Consider the following 22,948-nt stretch of genomic DNA (forward strand, 5'->3'; position numbering starts at 1 on the left):
TGTATGGACATCTCCTTGGTGATCTCGACCAGGAATCGGGCTTCGCAGCTCGAGCAGGCCTTGAATTCGTATGCCCGGCTCCAGTACGAGGGGGCATGGGAGCTGGTGATCGTGGACAACGGCTCCTCCGATGCGACGACACAGGTACTCGAGGCGTTCGGCCGGAGCTTCAGCGGGCACCTTCGCCTGCTGCACCATGAGCGGCCGGGGCTCGGAGGTGCTCGAAACGCCGGGTGGCGGGCGGCACGTGGAAGCATCGTCGCATTCACCGACGATGACTGCTATCCGCGGGAGGACTATCTGTCGCGCATCCAGAGCTGTTTTTCGGACCCGCGCATGGGATTCGCGGCGGGCCGCGTGCTTCTGTACGATCAGCTGGACTATCCCGTCACGATCCAGTTATCCGACCGACGAGTGGAGTTCCCGCCGAAGTCCTACATCGCGCCAGGAGACATTCATGGTGCCAACTTCGGATTTCGCCGTCAGGCATTGGAGGCCGTCGGAGGGTTTGATGAGCGGCTCGGCGCTGGGTCGAAGTACCACAGCGCCGAAGATACCGACGCGGTGGCCCGGGTCTCCGCCATGGGATGGTGGGGAGTGTACGATCCCGCGCCGACCGTGTTGCATCATCATCGCCGGCGCGCACCAGAACAGCTCCGGCAGTTGAAGAAAGCGCACGGAATCGGTGCCGGAGCGTACTTCATCAAGTGCCTCGCCAACCCGGAGCTGCGCGGGAAATATCTGTATCGCTGGCCGAAGGCGATGATGCGAAGCGGGCTGCGGAGGAGTCTGTGGCAGGTGGTCGGGGCCTGGCGCTTTCTCGCGGCCGAGCGGACCCACAAGTGAACCGGGTGACTAGCTCGGGGCCAGGTACAACGCGAGCGTCTGTCGAGCGATCTCCGGCCACTCCAGCGCGTCCAGTCGGGGGGATGCGTCCGGCACCCGATGCGTCGCCCAGTCCAGCGCGGTCGCAAGGATCTGCGGCGTCAGGTCACCCTCATAGGTCCGCACCCAGTCGTGGCCGGCGATAGCCTGGAGCTCGCCCATGGCTCCCCGGGAGGGCACCAGGACCGGCCGGTCGAACGAGAGTGCCAGCAAAGCGCTTCCGGAGTTGGTGATCTCCCTGAAGGGGAGCACGACGAGGTCGGCCGCCCGCAGATAGCGCTGCACATCGATCTCCGGCACGTGCTCGAGCACCAGTCGCACGCGGGGGTCGCCGCCGGCTGCAGCCCGAACCTCCTCGGCGATCGTCGATGTGAGCGGCGCCCCCACCACCAGCAGTGTCACGTCACCGGTCCGGGCGAACAGCTCGCCCGCCGTACGAATCAGCTGAGGCACGTTCTTGTACGGCCGCAGCAGCCCGAAATAGGTCATCACCCGTGTGCCGGGTGGGATGTCCAGCGAGGCGCGCGCTTCCTCCCGGGACACGGCATCGGGATACGAGCCGCGATAGTGCCCGAGCGGCACGACCGCGTGCGGACGGGCGGCAAGCGCCGGATAACGCGCCTCCACTGCCTCCTGCCCTGCGACGCTGGGATGGACTACGGCATCCACTCGCCGCACGAAAGCCCCCCAGAACCACCGTTCCAGGCGTGGGTGCCGCGACTCGTGGGGATGGGCATTGTGAGCGGTCCACACGACACGCGCGCCGTGGCGGTGCGCCGCATCCAGGCACGCCAGCGCCGCAGCCGCGCCTGCTGCCGACACCACCCAGGGCCCGGCCGTGAGTGCCTTGTCGGGCCAGTGGACGTGAAAGACATCGTATCCGCCGCGGAGGGCACGCGCGACGGTGAATTCCTCCACTCGCACCCCCAGCGACGCAAGCTGAGAATAGAGGAGCCAGGTATAGGGGTTTTTGGTGCGCGCGCCGAGGCCGGGCCACGCGAGGACTCGAGGACCGTCGTGGGTGTCTCGCGGAGGTCGGGGCACGCCGGAGTGTAACTGCCGCCGGATCGCCTCACCAGAGCGGTGGACGGCCGCTCGGAAGCGGTACTACCTTCTCCGGCCATGAGGACGCAACCTGTGAACCAGCGTGGGCCCGGCCGGGAAGACGCCGACATCGAGACATCGTCGGAGGAATACGCCCGCCGGTTTTCCGGCAGCGTTGGCCGGTGGTTCCTCGATCTGCAGGCGCGGATCACGCTGGACCTGCTCCGGGACCTGCCGGCGGGTGCGTCGGTGCTCGACGTCGGGGGCGGTCACGCGCAGCTCACCGGGCCGCTGCTGGGCGCCGGTTTCGACGTACGGGTGGCCGCGAGTGAACCATCGTGCGCTGCCCGGCTGACCCCGTGGCGGGAGCACCCGCACCTTCGCTTCGAGGTGGTAAACCTTGGCGCGCTGCCCTATGCGGCCCGGGCGTTCGACGCAGTGCTCTGCTTTCGCCTGCTGCCCCACAGCGTCGCGTGGACCACGCTCGTGTCCGAGCTGTGCCGGGTGGCCGGGCAGGCGGTGGTGGTGGACTACCCCTCCAGCCGAAGCGTCAACATCATCGCCGACCGCCTCTTTGGACTGAAGCACCGGATCGAGCGAGATACCAGACCATATGCCGTGTTCCAGCCCGCCGCCGTCCGCGCGGCCTTCGCGGCGCATGGGTTCGAGGTGCGACAGGAGCGACCTCAGTTTCTCCTGCCGATGGTGCTCCACCGGGCGGTCGGACGGGCGGCGCTGGCCCGGGCGCTGGAGCTTCCCGGCCGGCTCACCGGACTGCGCCGGATCCTGGGATCGCCCGTCATCGTCCGCGCCGATCGTCTGAAGTGATCGCCCGCCGGATTGCCTCCATGCTGGCGCTGGGCGGGCTGGTCGTGATCCTTGTGGTCACGCTCATCCCCATCCCGGAGCAGGCAGCGAGCTCCGCCGCCACCCCGTTCCTCTGTCTGGTCTGCGGCCAGCGGGGAGGGGTGGACGTGGTGCTGAACATCCTCCTCTTCATTCCTTTCGCCTTCGGCCTCAGGCTGTCGGGCATCGCAACCAAGCGGGTCATCCTGGCGTCCTTTCTGCTGACGGCACTGGTGGAGTTCCTCCAGTACACCGTGGTGACCGGCAGGGACAGCAGCTTGAGCGATATCCTCACCAATACGCTGGGCGGAACGCTGGGGGCGCTGCTGGCAGGCCACATCGATACCGTGTTTCGACCGAGCGCTCCCGCTGCCCGGCGATTCGCCCTCGCCTGGACCGCGGTATGGCTCGGCGTCAGCGGAGTCACGGCTCTGGCTCTGCGCCCCTGGGCACCGGGCGGACCATTCCTGGTGCAGTGGGCGCGGGAGCGGCCGCCGCATCCTCCCTTCGGCGGCAAAGTGACCGCGGCATCGCTGGAAGACGTTCCGCTCCCGCCGGGGCATCTGCCGGCTGGATCCCAGCTGCCGGCCCCGATGCGGGCCGGGACGATGCGGCTCCGGGTGTCGGTTCTGACCGGACTCCCTGCCTCGGACTGGCGCCCGATTCTCATCCTCTGGCATCCAGGAAATGAGGTCCTGGCGCTCAGCCAGTCGGGGCACGACCTCGTCTTCGAGGGCGCATGGCAGGCCACACCGCTCAACTTCCGGCCGGTGGCGATACGACTGGACGACGCCCTCCCGAGCGAGTCTGGAGTGCCGCTCGAGCTCACGGCCGAGGTTGCGCAGCGGACGGTTCGCCTGAGCTCGTCGTACGGTGGCGGTCGCAGCTGGAGCTTACAGTTGAGCCCATCCTTCAGCTGGAGTCTCGTGCTCCCGTTCGATTACGCGTTCGGACCCGAGGTCCATCTGCTGACCGGGCTCTGGCTCGCCGGCTTCATGCTCCCGCTCGGACTCTGGTGGGCCCGCGTGGGGCTGCCGCTCAGCGTGTCGCTCGCATGGATGGCCGGCACCCTGTTCCTGGGGCTCGCGCTGCTCCCGCGGCTCGCCGGCTATCCACCGGTGCACTGGTCGGAGTGGGCCGCCGCCACCGCGGGCCAGGTGCTCGGGTGGGCCTGCTCCCGGCGCGCGGCTTATCTTCCAGATCGATGCGACTCACCTTCCATCGGCGCATTCTCCTCATCCTGATCCTCCTCGGCGCGGTCCCCACCGCCGTGGCGATCGTGGGCTGGGGGCTGACCATTCGCTCCACCGCCCCCGCGGGTCCGGGCCGTGCGCTCGAAGCGGTCGGCACCTCGGGGCGCACGCTCCTGCAGACGCTCGATTCCACTCGCCTGCGCCCCGCCGAACGACGAGCGCTGGCGGACCACGCCACCAAGCTCAACGCGGCGTTGGCCCGGTTTCAGCGGGCCGCGACGTTCGACCGCTATTACTCGGCCGGGCTCGCGCTGGTGGTGCTGCTGGTGGGAGCCGCGTTCCTCTATGCGTCGGTTCGCCTCGGGGGGCATCTCTCCCGCCAGCTCGGCCGGCCGATCGAGGAGTTGATCGGGTGGACCGGAAACATCCGCCGTATGGAGCCGCTGCCGGCAGACCGCCCGCGTCGCGGCGCCCCCGAGTTCGCCGCGCTCCGGACGGCGCTCCGCGAGATGGCCGACACTCTGGAGCGAGCACGAGCCCAGGAGATCGAGAGTGAACGGCTGCGTGCCTTTCGGGAGACCGCCCGGCGGGTGGCGCACGAGATGCGAAACCCGCTCACGCCGATCCGCCTGGCCGTCTCGCAGCTGTCGCGCACGGCGGCCTCGGGCCAGCAGGACGCCATCGAAGTCCTGGTGGCGGAATCCGGGCGGCTGGAGCAGCTGGCCCGTGAGTTCACCGAGTTCGGCCGCCTGCCGGAAGGCCCAGCCGCGCCGGTGGACCTGCCGGAGCTCCTGTCCGAGCTGGCGCGCTCCACGCTGCCCACGGGCGTGACTGCCCGCCTGGTGCTCGCGCCCAGCACGCCCACGCTGCTGGGCCACTACGACCCGCTCCGGCGCGCCTTCAGCAACATCCTGCGGAATGCGGTGGAAGCGTGCGACGGGAAGGGAGAGATCGAGATCTCCTCCGAGGCCCTGGCCGATGGCCGGGCGCGGGTGATCATTCGCGATCACGGCCCCGGCATCCCGCCGGAGCTGGCAGCCCGCATCTTCGATCCGTACTTCACCGCCAAGGATGGTGGCACCGGGCTGGGGCTGGCACTGGCCAAGCAGACGGTGGAGATGCACGCCGGCAGCATCGCGGTGGAGCCCACGGCCGGCGGCGGCGCGAGCTTCGTGATTCTGCTGGCCGGCCGATGAGCAGCGCGCCGGCACAGGTGCTCCTGGTCGACGACGAGTCCAACATCCGGCGGATGCTCGCGGCCCTGTTGCGGGAGGAGGGATTCACCGTCGCGGAGGCTCCCAATGGCAACGCGGCGCTGCTGCAGCTCGATGACGTCGACCCCGACGTCATCGTGCTCGACCTGCTGATGCCGCCCGGCCCGGACGGGCTGGAGACCCTGGTCCGGATCAGGGAGCGGGGCCTGGGAACACCCGTCATCATGATGAGCGGGAAGGCCCAGCTCACCGATGCCGTGCGCGCGGTCAAGCAGGGGGCGTTCCAGTTCCTGGAGAAGCCGCTCACTCCGGAATCAGTCCTGGTGACGGTGCGGGCTGCGCTGGAGCTCAACCGCACCCGCGCGGAGAATCGCGCGTTGCACGCGGAGCTGGCGCGCCGGGGCACGCTCATCGGCGACAGCGCGGCCATGCGGGAGGTGCGCGCCCTCATCGCGCGGGTGGCGCCCACCGAGGCGCGGGTACTCGTCACCGGCGAGTCGGGCACCGGCAAAGAGCTGGTGGCCGCTGCGATTCATGCGGCCAGCCGTCGGTCGGCGCGGGCGTTCGTCACCGTGAACTGCGCGGCAATACCCCGCGACCTGGTCGAGTCCGAGATGTTCGGGCACGAGCGCGGCTCCTTCACCGGCGCCACCGAGCGGCGACTCGGCCGGTTCGAGCTGGCCCACGAGGGCACGCTCTTTCTCGATGAAGTAGGCGACCTGAGCGGTGAGGCCCAGGCCAAGCTACTCCGCACGCTGGAGACCGGGGAGCTGCAGCGCATAGGGGCGGAGCGCTCGCAACGGGTGGACGTGCGGGTAGTGGCGGCCACCAATCGCAGGCTGGAGGATGAGGTCCAGGAAGGCCGATTCCGGGAGGATCTCTTCTTCCGTCTCAACGTCTTCCCGTTGCACCTCCCGCCGCTCAGGGAGCGGCTGGAGGATCTGCCGGCGCTGGTGGCCCACTTGAGCGAGCGGGTGCGCCCACGCTACGCCGCCACCTTCACGCCAGCCGCGCTGGAGGCCCTGGCATCGTATGCCTGGCCGGGCAACATCCGTGAGCTGGCCAACCTGGTGGAGCGACTGACCATTTTGAGCGGCCCGATGGTCGACGACACGGCGGTTCGCCAGGTCCTGCGAGGGGGTCCCGCCCCGGTCCTGTCACTGCCCTCGCCGGGCCGGCCGTTGAACGAGGCGCTGGACGACTTCGAGCGCAGAGTCATCGGCGCGGCGCTGGCGCAGGCCGAAGGCAACGTGGCCGAGGCGGCGCGGGCGCTGCAGACCGACCGGGCCAACCTTTACCGCCGGATGCGCCGCCTGGGCCTCGACCGCCAGTAGTCCGATCTCCTCTTCCACTCCCGAGACCCGCATGCGAGTGCTCGTCGGCGGCCTCCTCCTCCTGCTCGGCGCGACCACCGTTCGGGCGCAGGACAGCGTCATCGTCATCGACCCCGATGCCCCGCCGGGCGACTCCACCGTGATCCGGGGCGGCCCGCCCGCCGACATCGTGGCCGAGCTGATCGCCTTCTTCAACGATTCCGCGACCACGCGGATGTCGGGCGACGTGGCTTTCCCGCCGGGCACCACGTTCCAGGGAAAACTGGCGCAGTACCGGGGATCGCTCCGGATTGCGGGCCGGGTGACGGGGTCGATCGCGGTGGCCAACGGCACCCTCTACCTGCTTCCCGGCGCCGAAGTGGATGGCGAGATCCTGGTGGTCGGGGGCCGGCTCATCCGCAGTGCGGGAGCCCACCATGAGGGTCGCGAGCGGGTGTTCTGGGACGCGGCACCGGTGCTCCGGCTTCCCGGCGGCATGCTCGCGCTGCGGGAGCGGCACCGCCCGCTGGGCGAGCTGGCCGCCGCCAGGACCAGCTTCCAGACGGGCAAGGTGCGCACGACGCTGTTCCTCGCCACCGGCGGGACGTACGACCGGATCGAGGGACTGCCTATCGTCTTCGGGCCACTCTTCGAGCTGCGTCCCACCGCCCGATCGGTCGCCCGGCTGGACCTGCGGGGGGTTCTGCGAACCGCCGGGGGCGGCTCCGGACTGACCAGCGATTTCGGGTACACCACCCGCGCCGAGCTTCGACTTCCCACGATCGGCATCGCCGGCCGGGTGTACAGCGAGGTGGACGCGATCGAGGACCAGCCCCTCTCGGCCAACGAGAACGGCTGGTCGGCGTTTCTGCTGCAGCGGGATTACCGCGATTACTACGAGCGTATCGGCGGGGGCGGCGCCGTCTGGGTCCAGCCGTGGCGGCCGGTCCGGCTGGAACTGTCGCTCCGGCGGGACCGGGAGCGCTCGGTGCGCGCCACCGATCCCTGGTCACTCCTCAGGAACAGCGACCGCTGGCGCCGGAATCCGTTGGTCGACGACGGCCACTACTTCAGCAGCGGGCTCCAGCTGGACCTGGATACCCGGAATTCCCGGGATCTCCCGAGTACCGGCTGGCTGCTGCGCGCCCGCTTCGAGCACTCGACCAGCGACGACATCGCCCCGGTCACGCTGCCCCAGGAGGTCCGGCCGTCGCCGCCGACGGGCGGAGGCTACGCCTTCGACCGGCTCGCGATCGATCTCAGGCGCTATTCCCGGCTGACCCCATCGCTCAGGGTCAACGCTCGCCTCAAGGCCGACGGCTGGGTGGGCGGCGACCGGCTGCCAGTGCAGCGGCGGGTCTCGCTGGGCGGACCCGACCTCCTCCCCGGCTACGATTTCCGGGCCTTCACCTGCGCGCCCCGGGGATTCGCCGACGCATCCGATCCGGCGCTGTGCGACCGGATGATCGCCGCCCAGGTCGAGGTGCGTACTCGATTGGGCCTCAACCTGGGGTACCGGGTGCGTGATCGGGATGGCAGCCCGTCGGGTCGGTTCGTCGGGATCGAGGAAGCCGATCTCGTCTTCCTGACCGATGCGGGCAAGGCGTGGCTCGCGGGAGACGGGCCGGGCCAGGTGCCGGTCAACCGGATCCCGTCGTTCGACGAGTGGAAGCTCGACGTCGGCGCCGGTCTCGATGCCGGCGAGATCGCCGTGTATCTGGCGAAGAGTCTCTCCCAAGGCGAGCCGGTTCGGCTCCTCGTCCGTCTCCAGCGCCGGTTCTAGTGCCCCCCACCGCCGGACACCTCCGCCGACGGTTCGCGCCGCGGGTGCGAGCGGTGGCCACAGGCCTGCTCCTCGCGCTGGCCGCGGGCGGGACGGCGCAGGCCCAAGCGCCGGGAGCCGTCCACCTCCAGGTGCGGCTGGCGCCGGACTCGACGGTCGCGGGCGCGCGGGCGCCGATCGTCCGTTCGCAGAATTTGCTGGCGGATGGCCGCTGGCTCTCGGCGCTGCGCTCGGGACTGCCGGTGCGGCTGCACTACCGGGTGGAGGTCTGGCGTTCGCGGGAGGGCTGGTTCGACACCTTCGAGCGGCAGGCGGAATGGGACGTCGTGGTCCATCATGAGCCGCTGCTGGACCAGTACACTCTGCTGACCATCGTGGGCGCGCGCGCGCGCGAGCGGCGCTACGCTACGCTCGACGCCTTGAGTGCGGCGCTGGAGTTCGCCTACCGCGTGAACGTGCAGCCGGCACAGCCCGGCCGCTACTACTTCGCCGCGGCGCTGCAGATCTCCACGCTGTCCGACTCGGACCTGGACGAGCTGCAGCGGTTCCTGGAGGGGGATGTGGGCGATGTAGCCCAGGGCAAGGAGCGGGTGGGCGACGCACTGGGCCGAGGAGCGACCCGTTTTCTCTTACGGCTGGCCGGGCTGCCGGCGCTCAGGCTGGAGGGGCGGAGCGAGGCATTCGTGGTGAGGTGACAGGGTGGGGCAAGGTGGGGCAGAGTAAGGCAAAGTGGTGAGCGGCCCTCGTTCCCCACCCTTGCCTCACGCTGCCCCACCTTGCCCCACCTTGCGACCCTATCCTCCCAGCGCCCGGAGCGCCTCCTCGCCGTAGAACAGCTTGATGTACTTGGCCTGCGCGGCCGAGAGACGGCGGACCGCCCACGAGAGATGCACGAAGTGCGGCTCCCGCGGCACCACCAGCGGGTGCATCCCGCACTCCTGCGGCAGGTGGTTCCCCTTGCGGGTGTTGCAGGCGCTGCAGGCGGTCACCACGTTGCTCCACTCGTTGTCGCCGCCCCGCGAGAGCGGGATCAGGTGATCCCGGGTCAGGCACTCCCGATGCCGCAGCTCGATCTGGCCGCGATGGCAGTACTGGCAGCGGTATCCATCGCGGGCGAAGAGGAAGGTGTTGGTGACTTGGCGGCGGAAGCGGCGGGGAACGTGGACGAACTTGACGAGCCGGATGATGGCAGGTTTGGGCAGCGTGAGGCGTTCACTTCGAACGTAGTCGTTCGCGTCGGACTCGACGATCTCCGCCTTGCCCTCGATCACCAGGCGCAACGCGCGCCGGACCGGGACCATCGTCAGCGGCTCGAAGGACGCGTTCAACGCGAGACACCGCACGCGACGTCTCCACTGCGAAACGGGTAGAGGATGCACGTGTCCCGCCTTGCTCGCCCAACGTTGGACGGGTCCGACGGGAGGGGAACCGACTGGGAGATCGGTTGTTACCGCTGCAGAATCGTAATGTGCGCCCGCAACCGGAGCAAGGGAAACCGGTCCGGCACCCGCTTCGGCCGACTCATTTCTTGACGATCGCCTGAATTCTCGACGCGATCGATTCGCGCTGCTTCTGGCTCCGGGTGATGACCAGCACGGTGTCGTCCCCCGCGATGGTGCCGATGACTTCGGACCACCCGGTCTGATCGAGGGCCTCGGTGATGGCGCCGGCGGAGCCGCTCGCGGTCTTGAGGACCAGCAGCGGCCCCACGCCGTCCACGCTCACCAGCAGTGCGGGCAGCACCTGGGCCAGATCGGGCCGCACCGCCGCCCGGTGCGGGTGGGTGTAGAACGCCCCGCCCTGGGGATCGGCGAGCTTGGCCAGGCCCAGCTCGCGGATGTCGCGCGAGAGCGTGGCCTGGGTCACGATGAACCCTTCGGACGCGAGTGCCCCGCGCAGCTCGTCCTGACTCTCGATGCGGCGCTCCCGCACGACGCGCAGGATCGCGGCATGGCGCTGGATCTTCATACCGGCCCACCGGCTCGATACACGTCCCGTCCTCCCACATAGGTGGCCAACACGTCAGCCGGTCCGCTCGCAAGCACCTGCTCTTCGGGCGGGAGAGCAGCCCCGCCGTCGGGCGGCCGCAGCACGACGCAATCGCCCCACTTCCCTTCCCGGAGGCTCCCGGTCTCGCTGTCGAGTCCCAGCGCCCGAGCCGCTTCCAACGTGCAGAGCGCCAGCGCGCTCGGCGCATCGAGCCCCGCGAGCGCGCGGGCGGCACGGGCTTCCGCCAGGAGATCCGGCGTCCCCACGCTGAGCACCGAGTCGGTGCCGAGTCCGACGCGCAGGCCCCGGTGGAGAAACCCCGCGAGTGGCGCCGCGCCATGCCCGTGGCTCTGGTTGGAGAGCGGGCAGTGCGCGATGGCCGCTCCCGCGCGGGCCAGCCGGTCGAGATCGTCTGCGCCGGCCTGCACCACGTGGATACAGAGCGTCCGCTCGGAAAGCACGCCGTGGCGCTCGAGCCATTCTACCGGGGTACAGCCGAGCGGCACCGGGTTCGGGATCCCCCGCCCTCTCCACGCCTCGGCGAACGCGCCCTCTCCCGTGGCGAGCAGCTGGCTCTCGGCCCGCGACTCGGCGATGTGCGTGGCCAGGGGGAGTCCCTCCAGCCTGGCCCATCCGGCCACCGCGCCGTAGAGCGGGCCGCTCACCGTGTAGGGCGCATGAGGCGAGACTCCGATGCGCACCCGCCCGGTTGCGAACGCCCCCAGTGATTCTACCTGGCGCTGGAGTCCGGTCAGGCTCTCGCCCAGCTGCTCCGGATGCGGACCGAAGACCTCCTGGTACGCCACGCCGGACCCGCCCGCCTCGGCGAGCGCGCGGATGACGGAGCCCGAGTCCCCGGTATCCGCGATGGTCGTAACGCCCGACGCGTGCGATGCCGAGAGTCCGGCCCGGGCCGCTGCCAAAATCGACTCGGGAGCGCGGCTGGCTTTCCGCTGGCGGACACCGCGGATCCAGGCGGCGAAATCGGGCTCGGGCGGCTCGCCCTGGAGATCGGTGAGCTCCAGGTGCGTGTGCGTATTGATCAGGCCGGGGAGCAGCAGGCCACGCTCGTACGTCTCGGCTGCGCTGTTTCCGGGACGAGGCACCACGTCGTCGGGGCCCACCGCGATCACCCGGCCGTCGGCTCCGATGAGCACCGCGCCGCGCTCGATCGGGCGGCCTTCGACGGGAATGACCCACCGGGCCACCAGCCGGCGGGCCGGCATCCTAGTGGGGCTGCGACCCGGGAGGTCCCGCGCCCCCCATGGCGCCCGGGGGCGGGGCAGCGGTACCCGGCCGCGAGGGCGTCGGCGTGCCGCCGCCCGGCTTGGGCGACCCAGCGCCTGGCTGCAGCGGTGTTCCCGGCGGCGGCGCACCCGGCGCAGGGGTGACCGGCGGCGGCGCGGCCGGAGCCGTCCCACCCAGCGGGCCCGTGGTGCTGCCGACCGCCCCGAACGGCGAGTGGATGGGACAGAACTGGGTCGGCTCGGTACCGGGAATGAACGATTCGATGTAGTGCACGTCCTTGGGGCAGAACGGCGTCGCCTTGTAGCCGGTGGTCTTGTCGATGTCGAGTGCCGTGAGGCCGTCCGGCCGGGGCCAGGCCGCCGGGAGCTCACGCCGTTCGTAGACCTCGCGCATCATCGCCGTCCACGCCGGCGCCGCGAGCACGCCGCCTTGCGCGTTGCCCTTGATCTTCTGAGGCTGGTCGAAGCCGATCCACACGCCGGTCACGAGGTCCGGGGTGAACCCGATGAACCACACATCGAAGCCATCGTTCGTCGTCCCGGTCTTGCCGGCGGCCGGAAAGTTGATCCGCGCACCCACCGAGCCGACCGCTGTGCCGTGGCGGACCACGTCCCTGAGCACGTCGGTCATGAGCCAGGCGTGCGCGGTGTCCATCACCGTGACCGACCGTACCGGCGGCTGCCACACGATCTTCCCGCTGCGGTCCTCCACCCGAAGGATCGAGTTCGGAAGCGTGCGGGTGCCGAGGTTGGCGAAGGCGGTGTACGCGGCGATCATCTCCAGCGGATACACGTCGGCCGAGCCGATGTAGATCGACGGATATGGCCGGATAGGGGTGGTGATCCCGAACTTGGTGGCCTCGCTGATCACCGCGTCGGGACCGATCTCCATCCCCAGCTTGATGGCGATGATGTTGCGCGAGAGATAGAGCGCCCGCCTGAGCGTCATCGGCCCGTCGAATTCGAGGTCGTAGTTCTGCGGGGTCCAGGGATCCTGGGCGGGGTCGATCTCCACGCTGAGCGGGTCATCCACCATGACGTAGGAGAGCGGATACCCGGCCTGCAGCGCCGCCGCGTAGACCAGCGGCTTGAAGGTGGACCCGGGTTGCCGCCTGGCCTGAGTGGCGCGATTGAATTTGCTGTCATCGAAGTCGCGGCCGCCCACCATCGCCCGGATGTTGCCGGTCTTGGCATCGAGCGTCACGACCAGCCCCTGGAGGTATGGCGTCGGGGTTCGATCGCCGGACTCGGTGCTCTCGGACCGCGAGTCCATGTACTGGCGGTACGTCTTATGGGGAAACGGGCCATCGGCCCCGCTCTCGATCGCCTCCAGCCTGGCCTCGAGCGCGCGCTCGGCGGCTTGCTGAATGTCGAGATCGAGCGTGGTGTAGATCCGGTAGCCGGCGCGGTAGAGCCCCGGGCCGAACCGGGCGTCCAGCTGCCGGCGCACGTGCTCGACGAAATACTCCGCGACCCCGCTGTAGTCGGAGTGGGAGGAAAGGAGGAGCGGATACGCCTTCCAGCGTTCCGCCTCCTCCGGCGAGAGCAGATCGTTGTCCCGCAGCAGGTTCAGAATGGTATTGCGGCGCTGCAGGCTGAGATTGGGATTCTTGCGCGGATTGTAGCGCGAGGGGGCCTTGGGAATGGCCGCCAGCGTCGCCGCCTCGGCCACGTTGAGGTCGCGCACCGACTTGCCGAAGTAGCGCTGGGACGCCGCCTCCACGCCGTAGGCCCGGTTGCCCAGATCGATCTGGTTGAGATAGAGCTCCAGGATCTTGTCCTTGGAGTATTTGGCCTCGATCTCCTGGGCCACGTGCGCTTCCCGCAGCTTCCGCCGCAGCGACTTGTCCCGGCCGCTGATGTCCTCCGGCCAGAGATTGCGGGCCAACTGCATGGTGATGGTGGAGAACCCCTCCGCCACCCGGAACTTGAAGACGTTGTTCTTGATGGCGCCCAGCACCCGGACCCAGTCGATCCCGTGATGCTGGTAGAAGCGTTTGTCCTCGGTGGTGATGAACGCCGCCTTCACGTAGGGCGACATCTCCACCAGCGGCACGACCGTGCGGCGCTCCAGGCCGAGATCGGTGATCAGCCGTCCGTCGGCAGCATACACCTTGGAAGCCTGCTTCGGATCGTAGCCGCCCAGCCCCGCAATGGAGGGGCAACTGTTGCCCGCGCACGCCCGGGTCCACGCCGCCAGCAGGATGGCGAGGGCCAGCGCGACGACCGCGAGAGACGAGACCAGAACGATGCGTTGTGCGCGGGGCGAGAGCCGAACGCGCATGCGCGGGAGGGACAGCCGGCGGGCCATGCAGGCAAGCTAGCCGGTTGCGGGGCCCGTTTCCAGCGGGTACGATTGGCGCCTATGACCGACCTCTTCGAGCTGCTCCAGGCCCGCGGCTTCGTGCAGGACGCCACCCCGGGCGTGGCGGAGCGGCTGCGTGCATCCCCAATCACCGGCTACGTCGGCTTCGATCCGACCGCCGACTCGCTGCACGTCGGCAGCCTGGTCCCGGTGATGGGGCTGGCTTGGCTGCAACGGCTGGGGCACACACCGATCGCGCTGGTCGGGGGCGGCACCGGCATGGTGGGCGACCCCAGCGGCAAGCGGGAAGAGCGACCGGTCATGGGTCTCGACCAGATCGACCGCAACGCCCAGGCAGTCGGCCGGCAACTCTCGCGCTTCCTCGCTTTCGAGGGCGCCAACGCCGTCCGGATGCGCAACAACGCGGAGTGGCTCCGCGGTGTCCCGCTCATGGAGTTTCTGCGCGATACCGGCAAGCACTTCACCGTCAGCTACATGCTGCAGAAGGAGTCGGTGCAGAGCCGGCTCGAGAGCGGGATCTCGTACACCGAATTCAGCTACATGCTGGTGCAGGCCTACGACTTCTGGCACCTGTTCCGGACCGAAGGCTGCGAGCTTCAGATGGGCGGCAGCGACCAGTGGGGCAACATCACGGCCGGCGCGCAACTGGTCGACAAGCGGGAGCACCGGCAGGTGCACGGGATCGTCTTCCCGCTCGTGACCACCGCGGCCGGGGCCAAGTTCGGCAAGAGCGAGGCCGGCAACGTCTGGCTCGATCCGGCGCGGACCACGCCCTATGCCTTCTATCAGTTCTGGCTCAACACCGACGACCACGACGTCGAGCGCTATCTCAAGCTGTTCACCTTTCTTCGGCTGGAGCGGATCGCCGCCGCGATGGAGGAGCACGTCCGCGATCCCGGCCGGCGCGCCGCCCAACGCCTCCTCGCCCGGGAGGTGACCGCCACGGTGCACGGCGACCCCGCGGCCGAGCAGGCGATACAGACCAGCGCGGCGCTGTTCGGGGGCGGGAGCGCGGGCGGGATCGAGCTCTCGCCGGAAGACCTGCCAGACATGCCGGAGCGCCGGGTCTCCCGCTCACAGTTGCCGGACGGGCTGCCGGTGATCGAGGTGCTCGTCGCGAGTGGGCTGGCGAGCTCCAAGGCGGACGCCCGCCGCGGGATTCAGGGGAGGGGCTTCTACCTCAACGGTCACCCGATCGAGGACTTGGAGCTCGCCCTAGGCGACGAAGCGCTGCAGGGACCTCCGGGCCAGCAGTTCGTGATTCTTCGCAAAGGCAAGAAGAACTACGTGCGGCTGGTGTTGGAGCCGTAGGCCCCCTACCAGCGCGATCGGGTCGTGCTGCGGGACGGCTTCGCGCCCAGCAGGCCGAACAGACCGCGCACCACCTCGCGCCCGATCGACCGTCCGATGCTGGAGGAGAGGGCCCCCACGAGCGCCCCGCCCGCGACCTGTGCCACCGTTCTGGCCGCCGAGCCGCCGCGCGAGGACGTCGGAGCCGGTGTCGCGGGCGGCTCCGTCTTCGCCATCCGCGCGGCGAGGATTTCCCGCGCGCTCTCCCGGTCCACGGTCTTTCCGTACTCCTGGATCAGATCGCTCTCGCGGATGTCCGCCTGCAGCTCCTCGGGCGTGAGCGGCGCCATGCGTGACCCTGGGGGGACGAGCCGAGTCGCCACGACCGGCCCCGGGGAACCGCGGGCGTCCAGCCCCGTGACCACGGCTTCGCCGATTCCCAGAGAGGTGAGCGTCTCCTCGAGATCGTAGAATTGGGTCTTGGGGAAGGTGCGCGCCGTCGCCTTGAGTGCCACCTCGTCGTCCGGCGTATGGGCTCGAAGGGCGTGCTGGACCCGGTTGCTGAGCTGCGCCAGCACCTCGCTGGGCACGTCCTTCGGCGTCTGGGTGACGAAGTAGACCCCGATGCCTTTCGACCGGATGAGTCGGACCACCTGCTGGACCTGTTCGAGGAAGGCCTTTGAAGCGTCGGCGAACAGCAAATGAGCTTCGTCGAAGAAAAAGACCAGCTTCGGTTTGGGCAGGTCGCCGGCCTCCGGCAGATTGTGATACAACTCCGCCAGCAGCCACATGATGAAAGTGGAATAGAGCAGCGGCTTGTCCTGCACGTCCGAGATCTCCAGACAAGTGACCACGCCTCGACCGTCGGAGGTGACGTGCAGCATGTCCTTCACATCGAACTCGGGTTCCCCGAAGAACTTCTCGGCCCCCTGGGATTCGAGCTCCACCAACTTGCGCAACAGCACCCCCACCGATGCACCTGACATCCCCCCATACTGAGCCAGCGCCGGCTTGCCCGTGTCCGAAGAGAGGAACTGGAGTACGGCCCGCAGGTCCGACAGATCGAGCAAGAGAAGCTGGTTGTCGTCGCAATATTTGAAAACCATGGTAAGGACGCTGGTCTGGGTCTCGTTGAGCGAGAGCGCCTTCCCCAGGAGCAGCGGGCCGAACGAGCTGACGGTCGCCCGGAGCTGCACTCCGAGTGCGCCGGTGAGGCTTACGAACTCGACCGGCGCGCCGGCTGGCTTCCATGTCCAGCCGATGTCCTTGGCGCGCTGGGCGATCCGATCACTCGCCTCCCCCGGCACTGCCAGCCCGCTCAAGTCACCCTTGATGTCGGCAACAAAAACGGGCACCCCCTGCGCCACGAGCTGCTCGGTGAGCAGTTGGAGCGTTTTGGTCTTGCCCGTGCCCGTGGCTCCGGCAATGAGCCCGTGGCGGTTGAGCATGGCGAGGGGGATCTTGACCTTGGGCTCCTGGTGGACCCCGCCACCGGACTCGAGCGCGGCGCCAAGAGTCACCGACGGGTCCGTGGATGCGTAGCCGGCCGCGAGCATTTCTGTGAATGAGGAAGCCATAGACTCAGATTGGGTTAGTGGTTGCCTTCGAGCACCTCGACCACCCGCTCCATCTCCTCCACCGTGTTGTACGCGTGCGGGCTCAGCCGGATGGCACCCTCGCGCAGGCTGCAGATGATCCGTGCCGATTTGAGTCGGCGAAACGCCTCCTCCACGACACCAGTTGCCACGGCAATGATGCCGGAGCGATGGGCGTCCTGCGGTGAGACGATCCGGCCCCCGCCCCGCTCCGCCCAGCGAACCAGCGGCTCCTGGAGTCTCCGCAAATGCTCCGCGATCCGATCGACGCCCAGCCCCAGGAGCAGCTCCAGCGACGCATTCATCCCCGCGAAATCCTGGTACGGGAGCGTGATCAGCTCGAACCGCCGGGCATCGGACCGGAGGGTGCGGTTGTATTGGGTGAGCCGGGTGAAATCATCGGTGCCCTCGAAGGCCATCCAGCCGGTCACCGGCGGATCCAGGGTGGGGATCAGCTCCCGCCGGATGTACACGAAGCCCGAGCCCCAGGGGGAAAGCAACCACTTCTGCCCGCCGCAGGCGAGGACGTCGACCTGGACGCGCGTGAGGTCCACCGGCACCTGGCCCAGCCCTTGGATCGCATCCACTACCAGGTAGGCCCCGGTCCGGCGGGTCGCCTCCGAGAGCGCCGCCAGGTCCGCCAGGTAACCGCTGCTGAACTGCACCAGCGAGACCGCCAGCACCCGTACCCGCGGGTCTCGCAGGCGTTCCAGCAGACGGGCCTCATCCGGCCAGCCTTCCGGCGTGGTCGGCACCAGCTCCATGGTCACGCCGGCATCGCCCAGGCGCATCCAGGGGTAGACGTTGGCCGGGAACTCGCGATCGCTCACCAGCACCACGTCTCCCGGCCGGAGCGGGAGCGCGCGCGCCACAACCGTGAGGCCGAACCCGGTGTTCACCGTCAATCCGATCTCGCCTGGCGTCACCGAGAGGAGCTCCGCCACCAGGCGGCGGCTCTCGGTCAAGGTGCCGAAGAGGTCACGATCCGGGAGTCGGAACGGCATCGTCCGGCGCCGGTTGAACTCCTCCAGCGCCAGGCGGGACCGCTCCGGGAGCGGGCCGACGCTCGCGTTGTTGAGGTAGATCGTCTCCCCGGTCCAGGGGAACTCTCCGGCCCGGAGCGCGGCCACATCGAGCGGCGCCGCGACGGCGCCCGCCGGGTCGGCGCTCACCGGCCGGGCCCCGGCTGGGGGGCGTTTCGCAACTCCCGGCCCCACCGCTCACCCAGCCTCCCTGCGGCCATGTCGATTCCGTGATGTGGGTTACCCCGCAGAAGCGGAGTCGCGCACCCTCTTGCACCATCCGCCTTCACAGCGCCCGGCGCATGATTCTTGCAATTTTGTCTCATGAAACGTTACGCACTGACCCTCAGCGCAGGCAAGCGAGTGAAAGTGGATCGACCCTTCACCCTGGTCCTGAGTGGCGGCGGCCTCAAGGGGCTGGCGCACATCGGCGTGCTGAGAGCCCTGGAAGAGCGGGGCCTGGTGCCGGGACTGGTGGTGGGGTCGAGCATCGGGTCACTCATCGGCGCTGCCTGGGCGGCCGGGGCCACCATCGCCCAAATGGAAGCCAAGGCACGCGGCATCCGCCGCCGCGACGTGTTCCAGGTGGCCCATACCGACGTCGCCCTCCGCCGGCTGCTCGCGCCCTCGCTCTACCGCCGGGAGCCGCTGGAGGCGCTGATCGCCAGCCTGGTCGGAGAAGTAACCTTCCGCCAGCTCAACCGGCGCCTGCTGGTCAACACCACCGACCTTCACTCCGGAATGCAGGTGATGTGGGGCCTCCCGGGTCTGCTCGATGCCCGGGTGGCCGACGCGGTGGCGGCGTCGTGCGCGCTGCCCGGGATCTTCCCGCCCCGGCAGATCCAGGGCCGGGCCTACGTGGACGGCGCGGTCGTGGAGAACCTTCCGGTCCGCCTGGCCGCCTCCCTCGGCTCGGGACCGATCGTCGCGGTCAATGTGGCGGCCACCAGCATCCGGCGCGACGTGCACGAGACCCAAGGGTTCGCCGCCACCTACATCCGCGGGCTGGAGATCGTGATGCAGACGCAGATCGAGGGGCAGCTCCGCGATTGGACGGGGCCGCCGCTGGTGATGGTGCAGCCGCGGGTCGAGCACATCTCCATGTTTGCCTTCGACAAGACCGAGGAGCTGATGGAGGCGGGTTACCGGGCCACGGCGCAGACGCTGGACCAGCTGGATATGGATCTGCACTTGATCGAGCGCGGCATGCACCCGACGCGCCGGCTGCGGGTACTGGTGGACGATGCCCGCTGCGTGGGATGCGGTGCCTGCGTGGTGCAGGCGCCCAAGGTGTTCCGGCTGGACCAGCGGGGCAAGGCCGAGGTGATGACCCCGGTCCAGACCTGGTCGCCCGTGGACGGGGCCTATGTGCTCAACTGTCCGACCGACGCCATCAGCGTACGGCCCGAGGAGACAGCGGCGTAACCTCGAAGATGAACACCGCGTCGCCCCGCCGCCGGACAGGAAGCAGGTTCCGCAGCCGGCTCCGGTAATGCCGATGCGCCCGCACCTTCCCCCAGGGCGCCAGCGCCCGCTGCAACAGGGCTTCGTCGTAGAGCCGTTTGGGGTCAGGATCGGAACGGGTGTCGCGCACCGGCGTGGTGCCCACGACAGCTCCCCCGGCCGCCAGATATCCCACCAGCTCACCGATCAGCCCCGAGTCGTCCTCGAACTGCTCCAGCACTTCGCTGCAGTAGATCCGATCGAACTGCCCCGGCCCCGGCGGCATGGTGGTGAATACCGGCCGTGCCGCGGACCCGCGAAACTGCTTGGCCTGGCCGATGGCCGCGGGTGAGATGTCGTACCCCACCGCCTCCCCGCCCAGCTGCTGCAGCCGCAGCGTGAACACCCCATCGAAGCACCCGAAGTCGAGCACACGCTTCCCTTCCGGCGGATAGCGCCGCAGGAGCGCCCGCTGGCTCCACTGGAGATGGGTGAGTCGCCAGTCGAGGTCGAACGCGCGCGGCCCCTGCCGCTCGATCCATTCGCGGTACTGCCGGTCGTACTCGTCCGCCGCGGCGAGTTGCGCCAAGGTGTTCACCACTAGGGGGCGCCCTCCCGCGCGCGCACCCGGCCGAGCTCGTGTCCGATCCGCGCGAGTTCCGAGGTGACCCGATCCCAGTTGTAGTGCCGCTCGATCAGGCGCCGGCCGGCCGTGCCCAGCCGGGCGCGGAGCCCGGGATCTGCCAGCAGCCGTCGCACGGCAGCGGCCACGGCCTCCGCGCTCTCGGCATCGACCAGGAGGCCGGTCTCACCGTCCCGCACGCCTTCCGGAATTCCGCCGCTCCGGCCGGCGATCACCGGCAGCCCGCAGGCTGAGGCTTCCGAGAGTGAGATACCGAATCCCTCCACCCGCTGCTCCATGAGACGGGAGACGCCAAGATAGATCTCGGCGGCGTTGTAGAGCGCCGGCAGGTCGCGGTCGGGCACGTCGGTGAGGAAGCGGACCTGGTCGGCCACGCCGAGCTGGCGGGCCTCCTGCTCCAGGGCGTCCTGCGCCTCACCGGCCCCGACCACCGCGTAGCGCAAGTCGGGGTAGTCGGTCCGCAGCCGGGCGAGGGCCTGGAGTGCGGTGTCGATGCCCTTGTGCCGGGTGAGCCGCGCTACCGAGAGTAGCCAGCGGCCGGGTCCGAGGCCATAGCGCGCGCGTACGTCCGTCGTGTCGATACCGGGGCGAAAGAACGCCTGGTCGGCGCCCAGCGCGACCACCCGCACGAGATCGGGCGGAGTGTCCAGCTCCAGCTCGCTCAACAGGGTGAGGCAGGTGTCCCGGGTCCACTGACTATTGGCCACCAGCACCGCGGCCGAGGAAAGGAGGGCCCGGGCCGTCCGGCGCTTGACCGAGGATTGATGCACCTGATGCCGCAGGATCAGGATATCGCCGCCGTGGAGCAGCACGCCGAAGGGAACACCCACCCGTTCCATCGTCCATTTGGCCGGGTACGCCGCGGGCTTGATGTTGCCGCACCAGATGAATTCCGCCTCGGTGGCCCGGGCCAGCACGGCCGCGCGGCGGGACCAGAGCAGGATCCCCTGTATGGTCCGGAGCCTTCGCGCCGGGATCGGCAGGCGGTCGACCCGGTTGGGAAAGGTCCCGTCGATGTCCGCCGCGTCGGGATGCTGTCCGGTGGAGACGACCAGCGAGCCGGGAGGGTAGCGCTTGGTGAGCTCGGCCATCCACCGGGCAATGCCACCGCTCATCGGCGGGAAGTCATAAGTGAGGAGCAGGTGGGTGCCCATATATCGACAATCTAGCGCAGGAGCGGCGGGAGCGACGAGTGGACGCGGAGCGCCCCGCCGAGCGCGGCTTCATAGCCGTCGACCATGCGATGGAGCGGGAACTCGACTTCGATCCGCCGGCGACCGCCCTCGCCCAGCAACCGGCGGCGGCCAGGATCGTCGAGCAACGCCGCGACAGTGGCGCCGAGCGCGTCGGGATCGCCCGGCGGCACCAGGAGCCCGGCGCTACCATCGCGACCGACCAGCTCGCCGGTGCCACCCCCGTCCGCGGCCACCACGGGACGGGCGCACGACATCGCCTCGCCCACCGCGTTGGGGAATGTCTCCCTGGGCGAGGGGTGCACCACCAGATCGGCCGCATTGAGCGCGGCCGCCACTTCCGCCGGACTCAGCAATCCGGTGAAGATCGTCGGCAGCGACAGCCGGTCGGCCAGCGACCGAAGCTCGGTCTCCCGGGCGCCGTCGCCCATCACGACATAGGTGATGGGCGGATGTTCCCGGGCCACCACTCCCGCCAGCGCGTCGAAGGCCACTTCGTGACCCTTGTTGCGCGCCAGCTTTCCGGGCGTGAGGACCACGAAGCGGTCGGGGCCGATCCGGTACGCCGCGCGGAAGGCCAGCCCGGCCTGGGGATCGGGCCGGTAGCGCACGGTATCGTAGCCATTGGGGATTCGCACCTGGGGAATCCGGCGAAGCCAGGGAGACTGCCGGTAGGCGTCCTCCCGGATGAAGTGCGATTGAAACACCAGGAGGGAGATGCGCCGGGCGTACATTCGGTCGGCCAGGTGCCCTCGCGCGCCCCGATAATTCAGATTGTAGCGATACACCACCGCCGTCTTGAGCGGGAGCGTGGCGTATCCCGCCAGGCGCAGGTCGCGCGGCGTGTCGACGATGATGGCCTGCGCGCCCAGCCCGCGCAGCGCCCGGTTCAATGCCCAGACCTCGCGCGGGCCGGTATTCTTGGCCGGGAGCTGGGTCACCGGCAGGCCTTCCTCTTCGAATCGCCTGGTGAGGCGGGGGGCGCCGGTGAGCAGCAACGACTGGTGTCCTCGCTCCAGCAGCCCCTGGGCGATCTTGGCATAGCTGGCGGCCGATCCGCGCCAGCCGACCGCACCGATCATGAGAGCCACGCGCATGCCGGGAACGGCCGGGCTCACGCGCGCTCGAGCAGCCAGGCACCGCGGCCGGTGGGCAGCCGCGTGGCGCGCCACCCCTGCTCGCGGGCCCAGGTCTCCGCGATCTCCCGCTCGTCGGCGCGGTTGCCGTCGTCGAGCAGGATGGCGCACCCGGGCGCGAGATGCGGCCCGAGGAGCGGCACCGCGGGGTAGCGCGCGCGGGGCCCGCCGGCGCCTGGCGGACCGTCCACCACCAGCAGATCGATCGGCTCGCCCAGCGCGGATTCGTAGACCGGTGCGTACCATCGGAGCGACCGCCCGTCGGGCGCGGGCCGCTCCACCAGCGGTGCCGTCACCAGGGTGACCAGATCCGCCAGGCCGTGCAGGCGGAGCTGCTCGAGCGTGCGCCTGGCGAACTCGGGATCGTGCTCCAGCGACACCAGTCGGCCGGCGCCCAGCCGGCGAAGGCAGCGGGCCAGGACCACCGTGGAGCTGCCCGAGCCGCACTCCACCACCAGCCGCGGGCGCCGCTCGGCCACCAGCTCGACGGCGCGCCGCATCACCAGCGGATCGGCGGCCCATCCGCCCAGCCAGACCGGAAAGTCACCCAGCAAGGGCTGGAGCTGAATGAGCGCCTCCTGCTGCCGGGCGGCCTGCAACAGCGTCGCCTCCGTCCGCGCCAGCTCGGCCAGCACAACGGCGCCGGTCCCGACGGCGCAGAGCGCGGCGCCGGCCCACCCCGCACCCCAGAGTCCAGTGACCACGCCGGCCACGATGGCCCCGAGGCCGAGCCACTGAGCCCGAGTCTGGGAGCGGACGCTGCGCAAGGAGATGAGTTTCATGGAC

The 22,948-nt window shown here is 69.5% G+C and carries 20 protein-coding genes; 9 read left to right on the top strand and 11 right to left on the bottom strand.

All coding sequences use genetic code 11. The features are described from left to right. The first annotated feature begins 3 nt into the window (after window positions 1-3). Entirely contained in the window at window positions 4-846 is an 843-nt protein-coding gene (locus VHR41_14125; protein HEX3235331.1) for a glycosyltransferase, read from the top strand. A gap of 9 nt (window positions 847-855) precedes the next feature. Here the strand turns inward: VHR41_14125 and VHR41_14130 are convergent, their stop codons facing one another. After that, window positions 856-1,929, bottom strand: coding sequence for a glycosyltransferase (locus VHR41_14130; protein HEX3235332.1), 1,074 nt, complete (start codon window positions 1,927-1,929; stop codon window positions 856-858). Window positions 1,930-2,022: 93 nt separating this feature from the next. On the opposite strand from VHR41_14130, the gene VHR41_14135 reads away from it, so the two are divergent. From VHR41_14135 to VHR41_14160, 6 genes are read left to right on the top strand one after another with little or no spacing between them, the layout of a single operon-like run. Next, on the top strand, window positions 2,023-2,757 hold the full coding sequence (locus tag VHR41_14135; protein HEX3235333.1) for a class I SAM-dependent methyltransferase: 735 nt from the start codon (window positions 2,023-2,025) through the stop codon (window positions 2,755-2,757). Window positions 2,758-2,777: 20 nt separating this feature from the next. Continuing rightward, a complete protein-coding gene (locus VHR41_14140; GenBank protein ID HEX3235334.1) occupies window positions 2,778-4,019 on the top strand; it encodes a VanZ family protein in 1,242 nt (413 codons plus the stop codon). Continuing rightward, complete coding sequence (locus VHR41_14145; GenBank protein HEX3235335.1) at window positions 3,980-5,164, top strand: ATP-binding protein; 1,185 nt, start codon at window positions 3,980-3,982, stop codon at window positions 5,162-5,164. Before VHR41_14140 ends, VHR41_14145 begins: the two co-directional genes overlap by 40 nt. After that, on the top strand, window positions 5,161-6,516 hold the full coding sequence (locus VHR41_14150; GenBank protein HEX3235336.1) for a sigma-54 dependent transcriptional regulator: 1,356 nt from the start codon (window positions 5,161-5,163) through the stop codon (window positions 6,514-6,516). The genes VHR41_14145 and VHR41_14150 overlap by 4 nt, the downstream gene beginning before the upstream one ends. Before the next feature lie 31 nt (window positions 6,517-6,547). Then, the gene (locus VHR41_14155; protein ID HEX3235337.1) at window positions 6,548-8,278 is read left to right on the top strand and encodes a BamA/TamA family outer membrane protein; all 1,731 of its coding nucleotides are present in this window, start codon (window positions 6,548-6,550) and stop codon (window positions 8,276-8,278) included. Between the two features lie 53 nt (window positions 8,279-8,331). Beyond that, window positions 8,332-8,973, top strand: a complete 642-nt coding sequence (locus VHR41_14160) for a DUF4390 domain-containing protein (GenBank protein ID HEX3235338.1) — start codon at window positions 8,332-8,334, stop codon at window positions 8,971-8,973. Between the two features lie 99 nt (window positions 8,974-9,072). On the opposite strand, the gene VHR41_14165 is transcribed toward VHR41_14160, so the two are convergent. From VHR41_14165 to VHR41_14180, 4 genes are all read right to left on the bottom strand, one after another. Further along, complete coding sequence (locus VHR41_14165; GenBank protein HEX3235339.1) at window positions 9,073-9,621, bottom strand: HNH endonuclease; 549 nt, start codon at window positions 9,619-9,621, stop codon at window positions 9,073-9,075. 178 nt (window positions 9,622-9,799) lie between these two features. Next, on the bottom strand, window positions 9,800-10,246 hold the full coding sequence (gene argR, locus VHR41_14170) for an arginine repressor (protein HEX3235340.1): 447 nt from the start codon (window positions 10,244-10,246) through the stop codon (window positions 9,800-9,802). Next, the gene (locus tag VHR41_14175) at window positions 10,243-11,493 is read right to left on the bottom strand and encodes an amidohydrolase family protein (protein HEX3235341.1); all 1,251 of its coding nucleotides are present in this window, start codon (window positions 11,491-11,493) and stop codon (window positions 10,243-10,245) included. Before VHR41_14175 ends, argR begins: the two co-directional genes overlap by 4 nt. 1 nt (window position 11,494) lies before the next feature. After that, window positions 11,495-13,798, bottom strand: coding sequence for a PBP1A family penicillin-binding protein (locus VHR41_14180; GenBank protein HEX3235342.1), 2,304 nt, complete (start codon window positions 13,796-13,798; stop codon window positions 11,495-11,497). An 81-nt stretch (window positions 13,799-13,879) separates the two neighbouring features. On the opposite strand from VHR41_14180, the gene tyrS reads away from it, so the two are divergent. Next, complete coding sequence (gene tyrS, locus VHR41_14185; protein ID HEX3235343.1) at window positions 13,880-15,151, top strand: tyrosine--tRNA ligase; 1,272 nt, start codon at window positions 13,880-13,882, stop codon at window positions 15,149-15,151. Window positions 15,152-15,156: 5 nt separating this feature from the next. Here tyrS and VHR41_14190 read toward each other — a convergent pair whose 3' ends face one another. Then, window positions 15,157-16,707, bottom strand: a complete 1,551-nt coding sequence (locus VHR41_14190; protein ID HEX3235344.1) for a helicase HerA-like domain-containing protein — start codon at window positions 16,705-16,707, stop codon at window positions 15,157-15,159. A 14-nt stretch (window positions 16,708-16,721) separates the two neighbouring features. Then, window positions 16,722-17,897, bottom strand: coding sequence for an aminotransferase class V-fold PLP-dependent enzyme (locus tag VHR41_14195; protein ID HEX3235345.1), 1,176 nt, complete (start codon window positions 17,895-17,897; stop codon window positions 16,722-16,724). A 219-nt stretch (window positions 17,898-18,116) separates the two neighbouring features. Here VHR41_14195 and VHR41_14200 point away from each other — a divergent pair, with 219 nt between their 5' ends. Further along, window positions 18,117-19,172: a patatin-like phospholipase family protein gene (locus VHR41_14200; GenBank protein HEX3235346.1), complete on the top strand. Its 1,056-nt coding sequence runs from the start codon at window positions 18,117-18,119 to the stop codon at window positions 19,170-19,172. Here VHR41_14200 and VHR41_14205 read toward each other — a convergent pair. From VHR41_14205 to VHR41_14220, 4 genes are read right to left on the bottom strand one after another with little or no spacing between them, the layout of a single operon-like run. After that, on the bottom strand, window positions 19,141-19,788 hold the full coding sequence (locus VHR41_14205) for a class I SAM-dependent methyltransferase (GenBank protein ID HEX3235347.1): 648 nt from the start codon (window positions 19,786-19,788) through the stop codon (window positions 19,141-19,143). The genes VHR41_14200 and VHR41_14205 overlap by 32 nt on opposite strands. Window positions 19,789-19,790: 2 nt before the next feature. After that, complete coding sequence (locus VHR41_14210; protein HEX3235348.1) at window positions 19,791-20,987, bottom strand: glycosyltransferase family 4 protein; 1,197 nt, start codon at window positions 20,985-20,987, stop codon at window positions 19,791-19,793. 11 nt (window positions 20,988-20,998) lie between these two features. After that, window positions 20,999-22,144: a glycosyltransferase family 4 protein gene (locus VHR41_14215; protein ID HEX3235349.1), complete on the bottom strand. Its 1,146-nt coding sequence runs from the start codon at window positions 22,142-22,144 to the stop codon at window positions 20,999-21,001. Further along, the gene (locus tag VHR41_14220; protein ID HEX3235350.1) at window positions 22,141-22,944 is read right to left on the bottom strand and encodes a class I SAM-dependent methyltransferase; all 804 of its coding nucleotides are present in this window, start codon (window positions 22,942-22,944) and stop codon (window positions 22,141-22,143) included. The genes VHR41_14215 and VHR41_14220 overlap by 4 nt, the downstream gene beginning before the upstream one ends. Window positions 22,945-22,948: the final 4 nt, after the last annotated feature.

It is taken from the genome of Gemmatimonadales bacterium (assembly GCA_036265815.1).
In the GTDB taxonomy this organism is placed as follows: domain Bacteria; phylum Gemmatimonadota; class Gemmatimonadetes; order Gemmatimonadales; family GWC2-71-9; genus CAVVWJ01.

What these genes read in the sequence shown, in the direction of transcription:
- VHR41_14125 (HEX3235331.1), top strand. Translation starts at nt 4, where the DNA reads ATGGACATCTCCTTGGTGATCTCGACCAGGAATCGGGCTTCGCAGCTC.
- VHR41_14140 (HEX3235334.1), top strand. Translation starts at nt 2,778, where the DNA reads ATGCTGGCGCTGGGCGGGCTGGTCGTGATCCTTGTGGTCACGCTCATC.
- VHR41_14145 (HEX3235335.1), top strand. Translation starts at nt 3,980, where the DNA reads ATGCGACTCACCTTCCATCGGCGCATTCTCCTCATCCTGATCCTCCTC.
- VHR41_14150 (HEX3235336.1), top strand. Translation starts at nt 5,161, where the DNA reads ATGAGCAGCGCGCCGGCACAGGTGCTCCTGGTCGACGACGAGTCCAAC.
- VHR41_14155 (HEX3235337.1), top strand. Translation starts at nt 6,548, where the DNA reads ATGCGAGTGCTCGTCGGCGGCCTCCTCCTCCTGCTCGGCGCGACCACC.
- argR (HEX3235340.1), bottom strand. Translation starts at nt 10,246, where the DNA reads ATGAAGATCCAGCGCCATGCCGCGATCCTGCGCGTCGTGCGGGAGCGC.
- VHR41_14175 (HEX3235341.1), bottom strand. Translation starts at nt 11,493, where the DNA reads ATGCCGGCCCGCCGGCTGGTGGCCCGGTGGGTCATTCCCGTCGAAGGC.
- VHR41_14180 (HEX3235342.1), bottom strand. Translation starts at nt 13,798, where the DNA reads ATGCGCGTTCGGCTCTCGCCCCGCGCACAACGCATCGTTCTGGTCTCG.
- tyrS (HEX3235343.1), top strand. Translation starts at nt 13,880, where the DNA reads ATGACCGACCTCTTCGAGCTGCTCCAGGCCCGCGGCTTCGTGCAGGAC.
- VHR41_14190 (HEX3235344.1), bottom strand. Translation starts at nt 16,707, where the DNA reads ATGGCTTCCTCATTCACAGAAATGCTCGCGGCCGGCTACGCATCCACG.
- VHR41_14210 (HEX3235348.1), bottom strand. Translation starts at nt 20,987, where the DNA reads ATGGGCACCCACCTGCTCCTCACTTATGACTTCCCGCCGATGAGCGGT.
- VHR41_14220 (HEX3235350.1), bottom strand. Translation starts at nt 22,944, where the DNA reads ATGAAACTCATCTCCTTGCGCAGCGTCCGCTCCCAGACTCGGGCTCAG.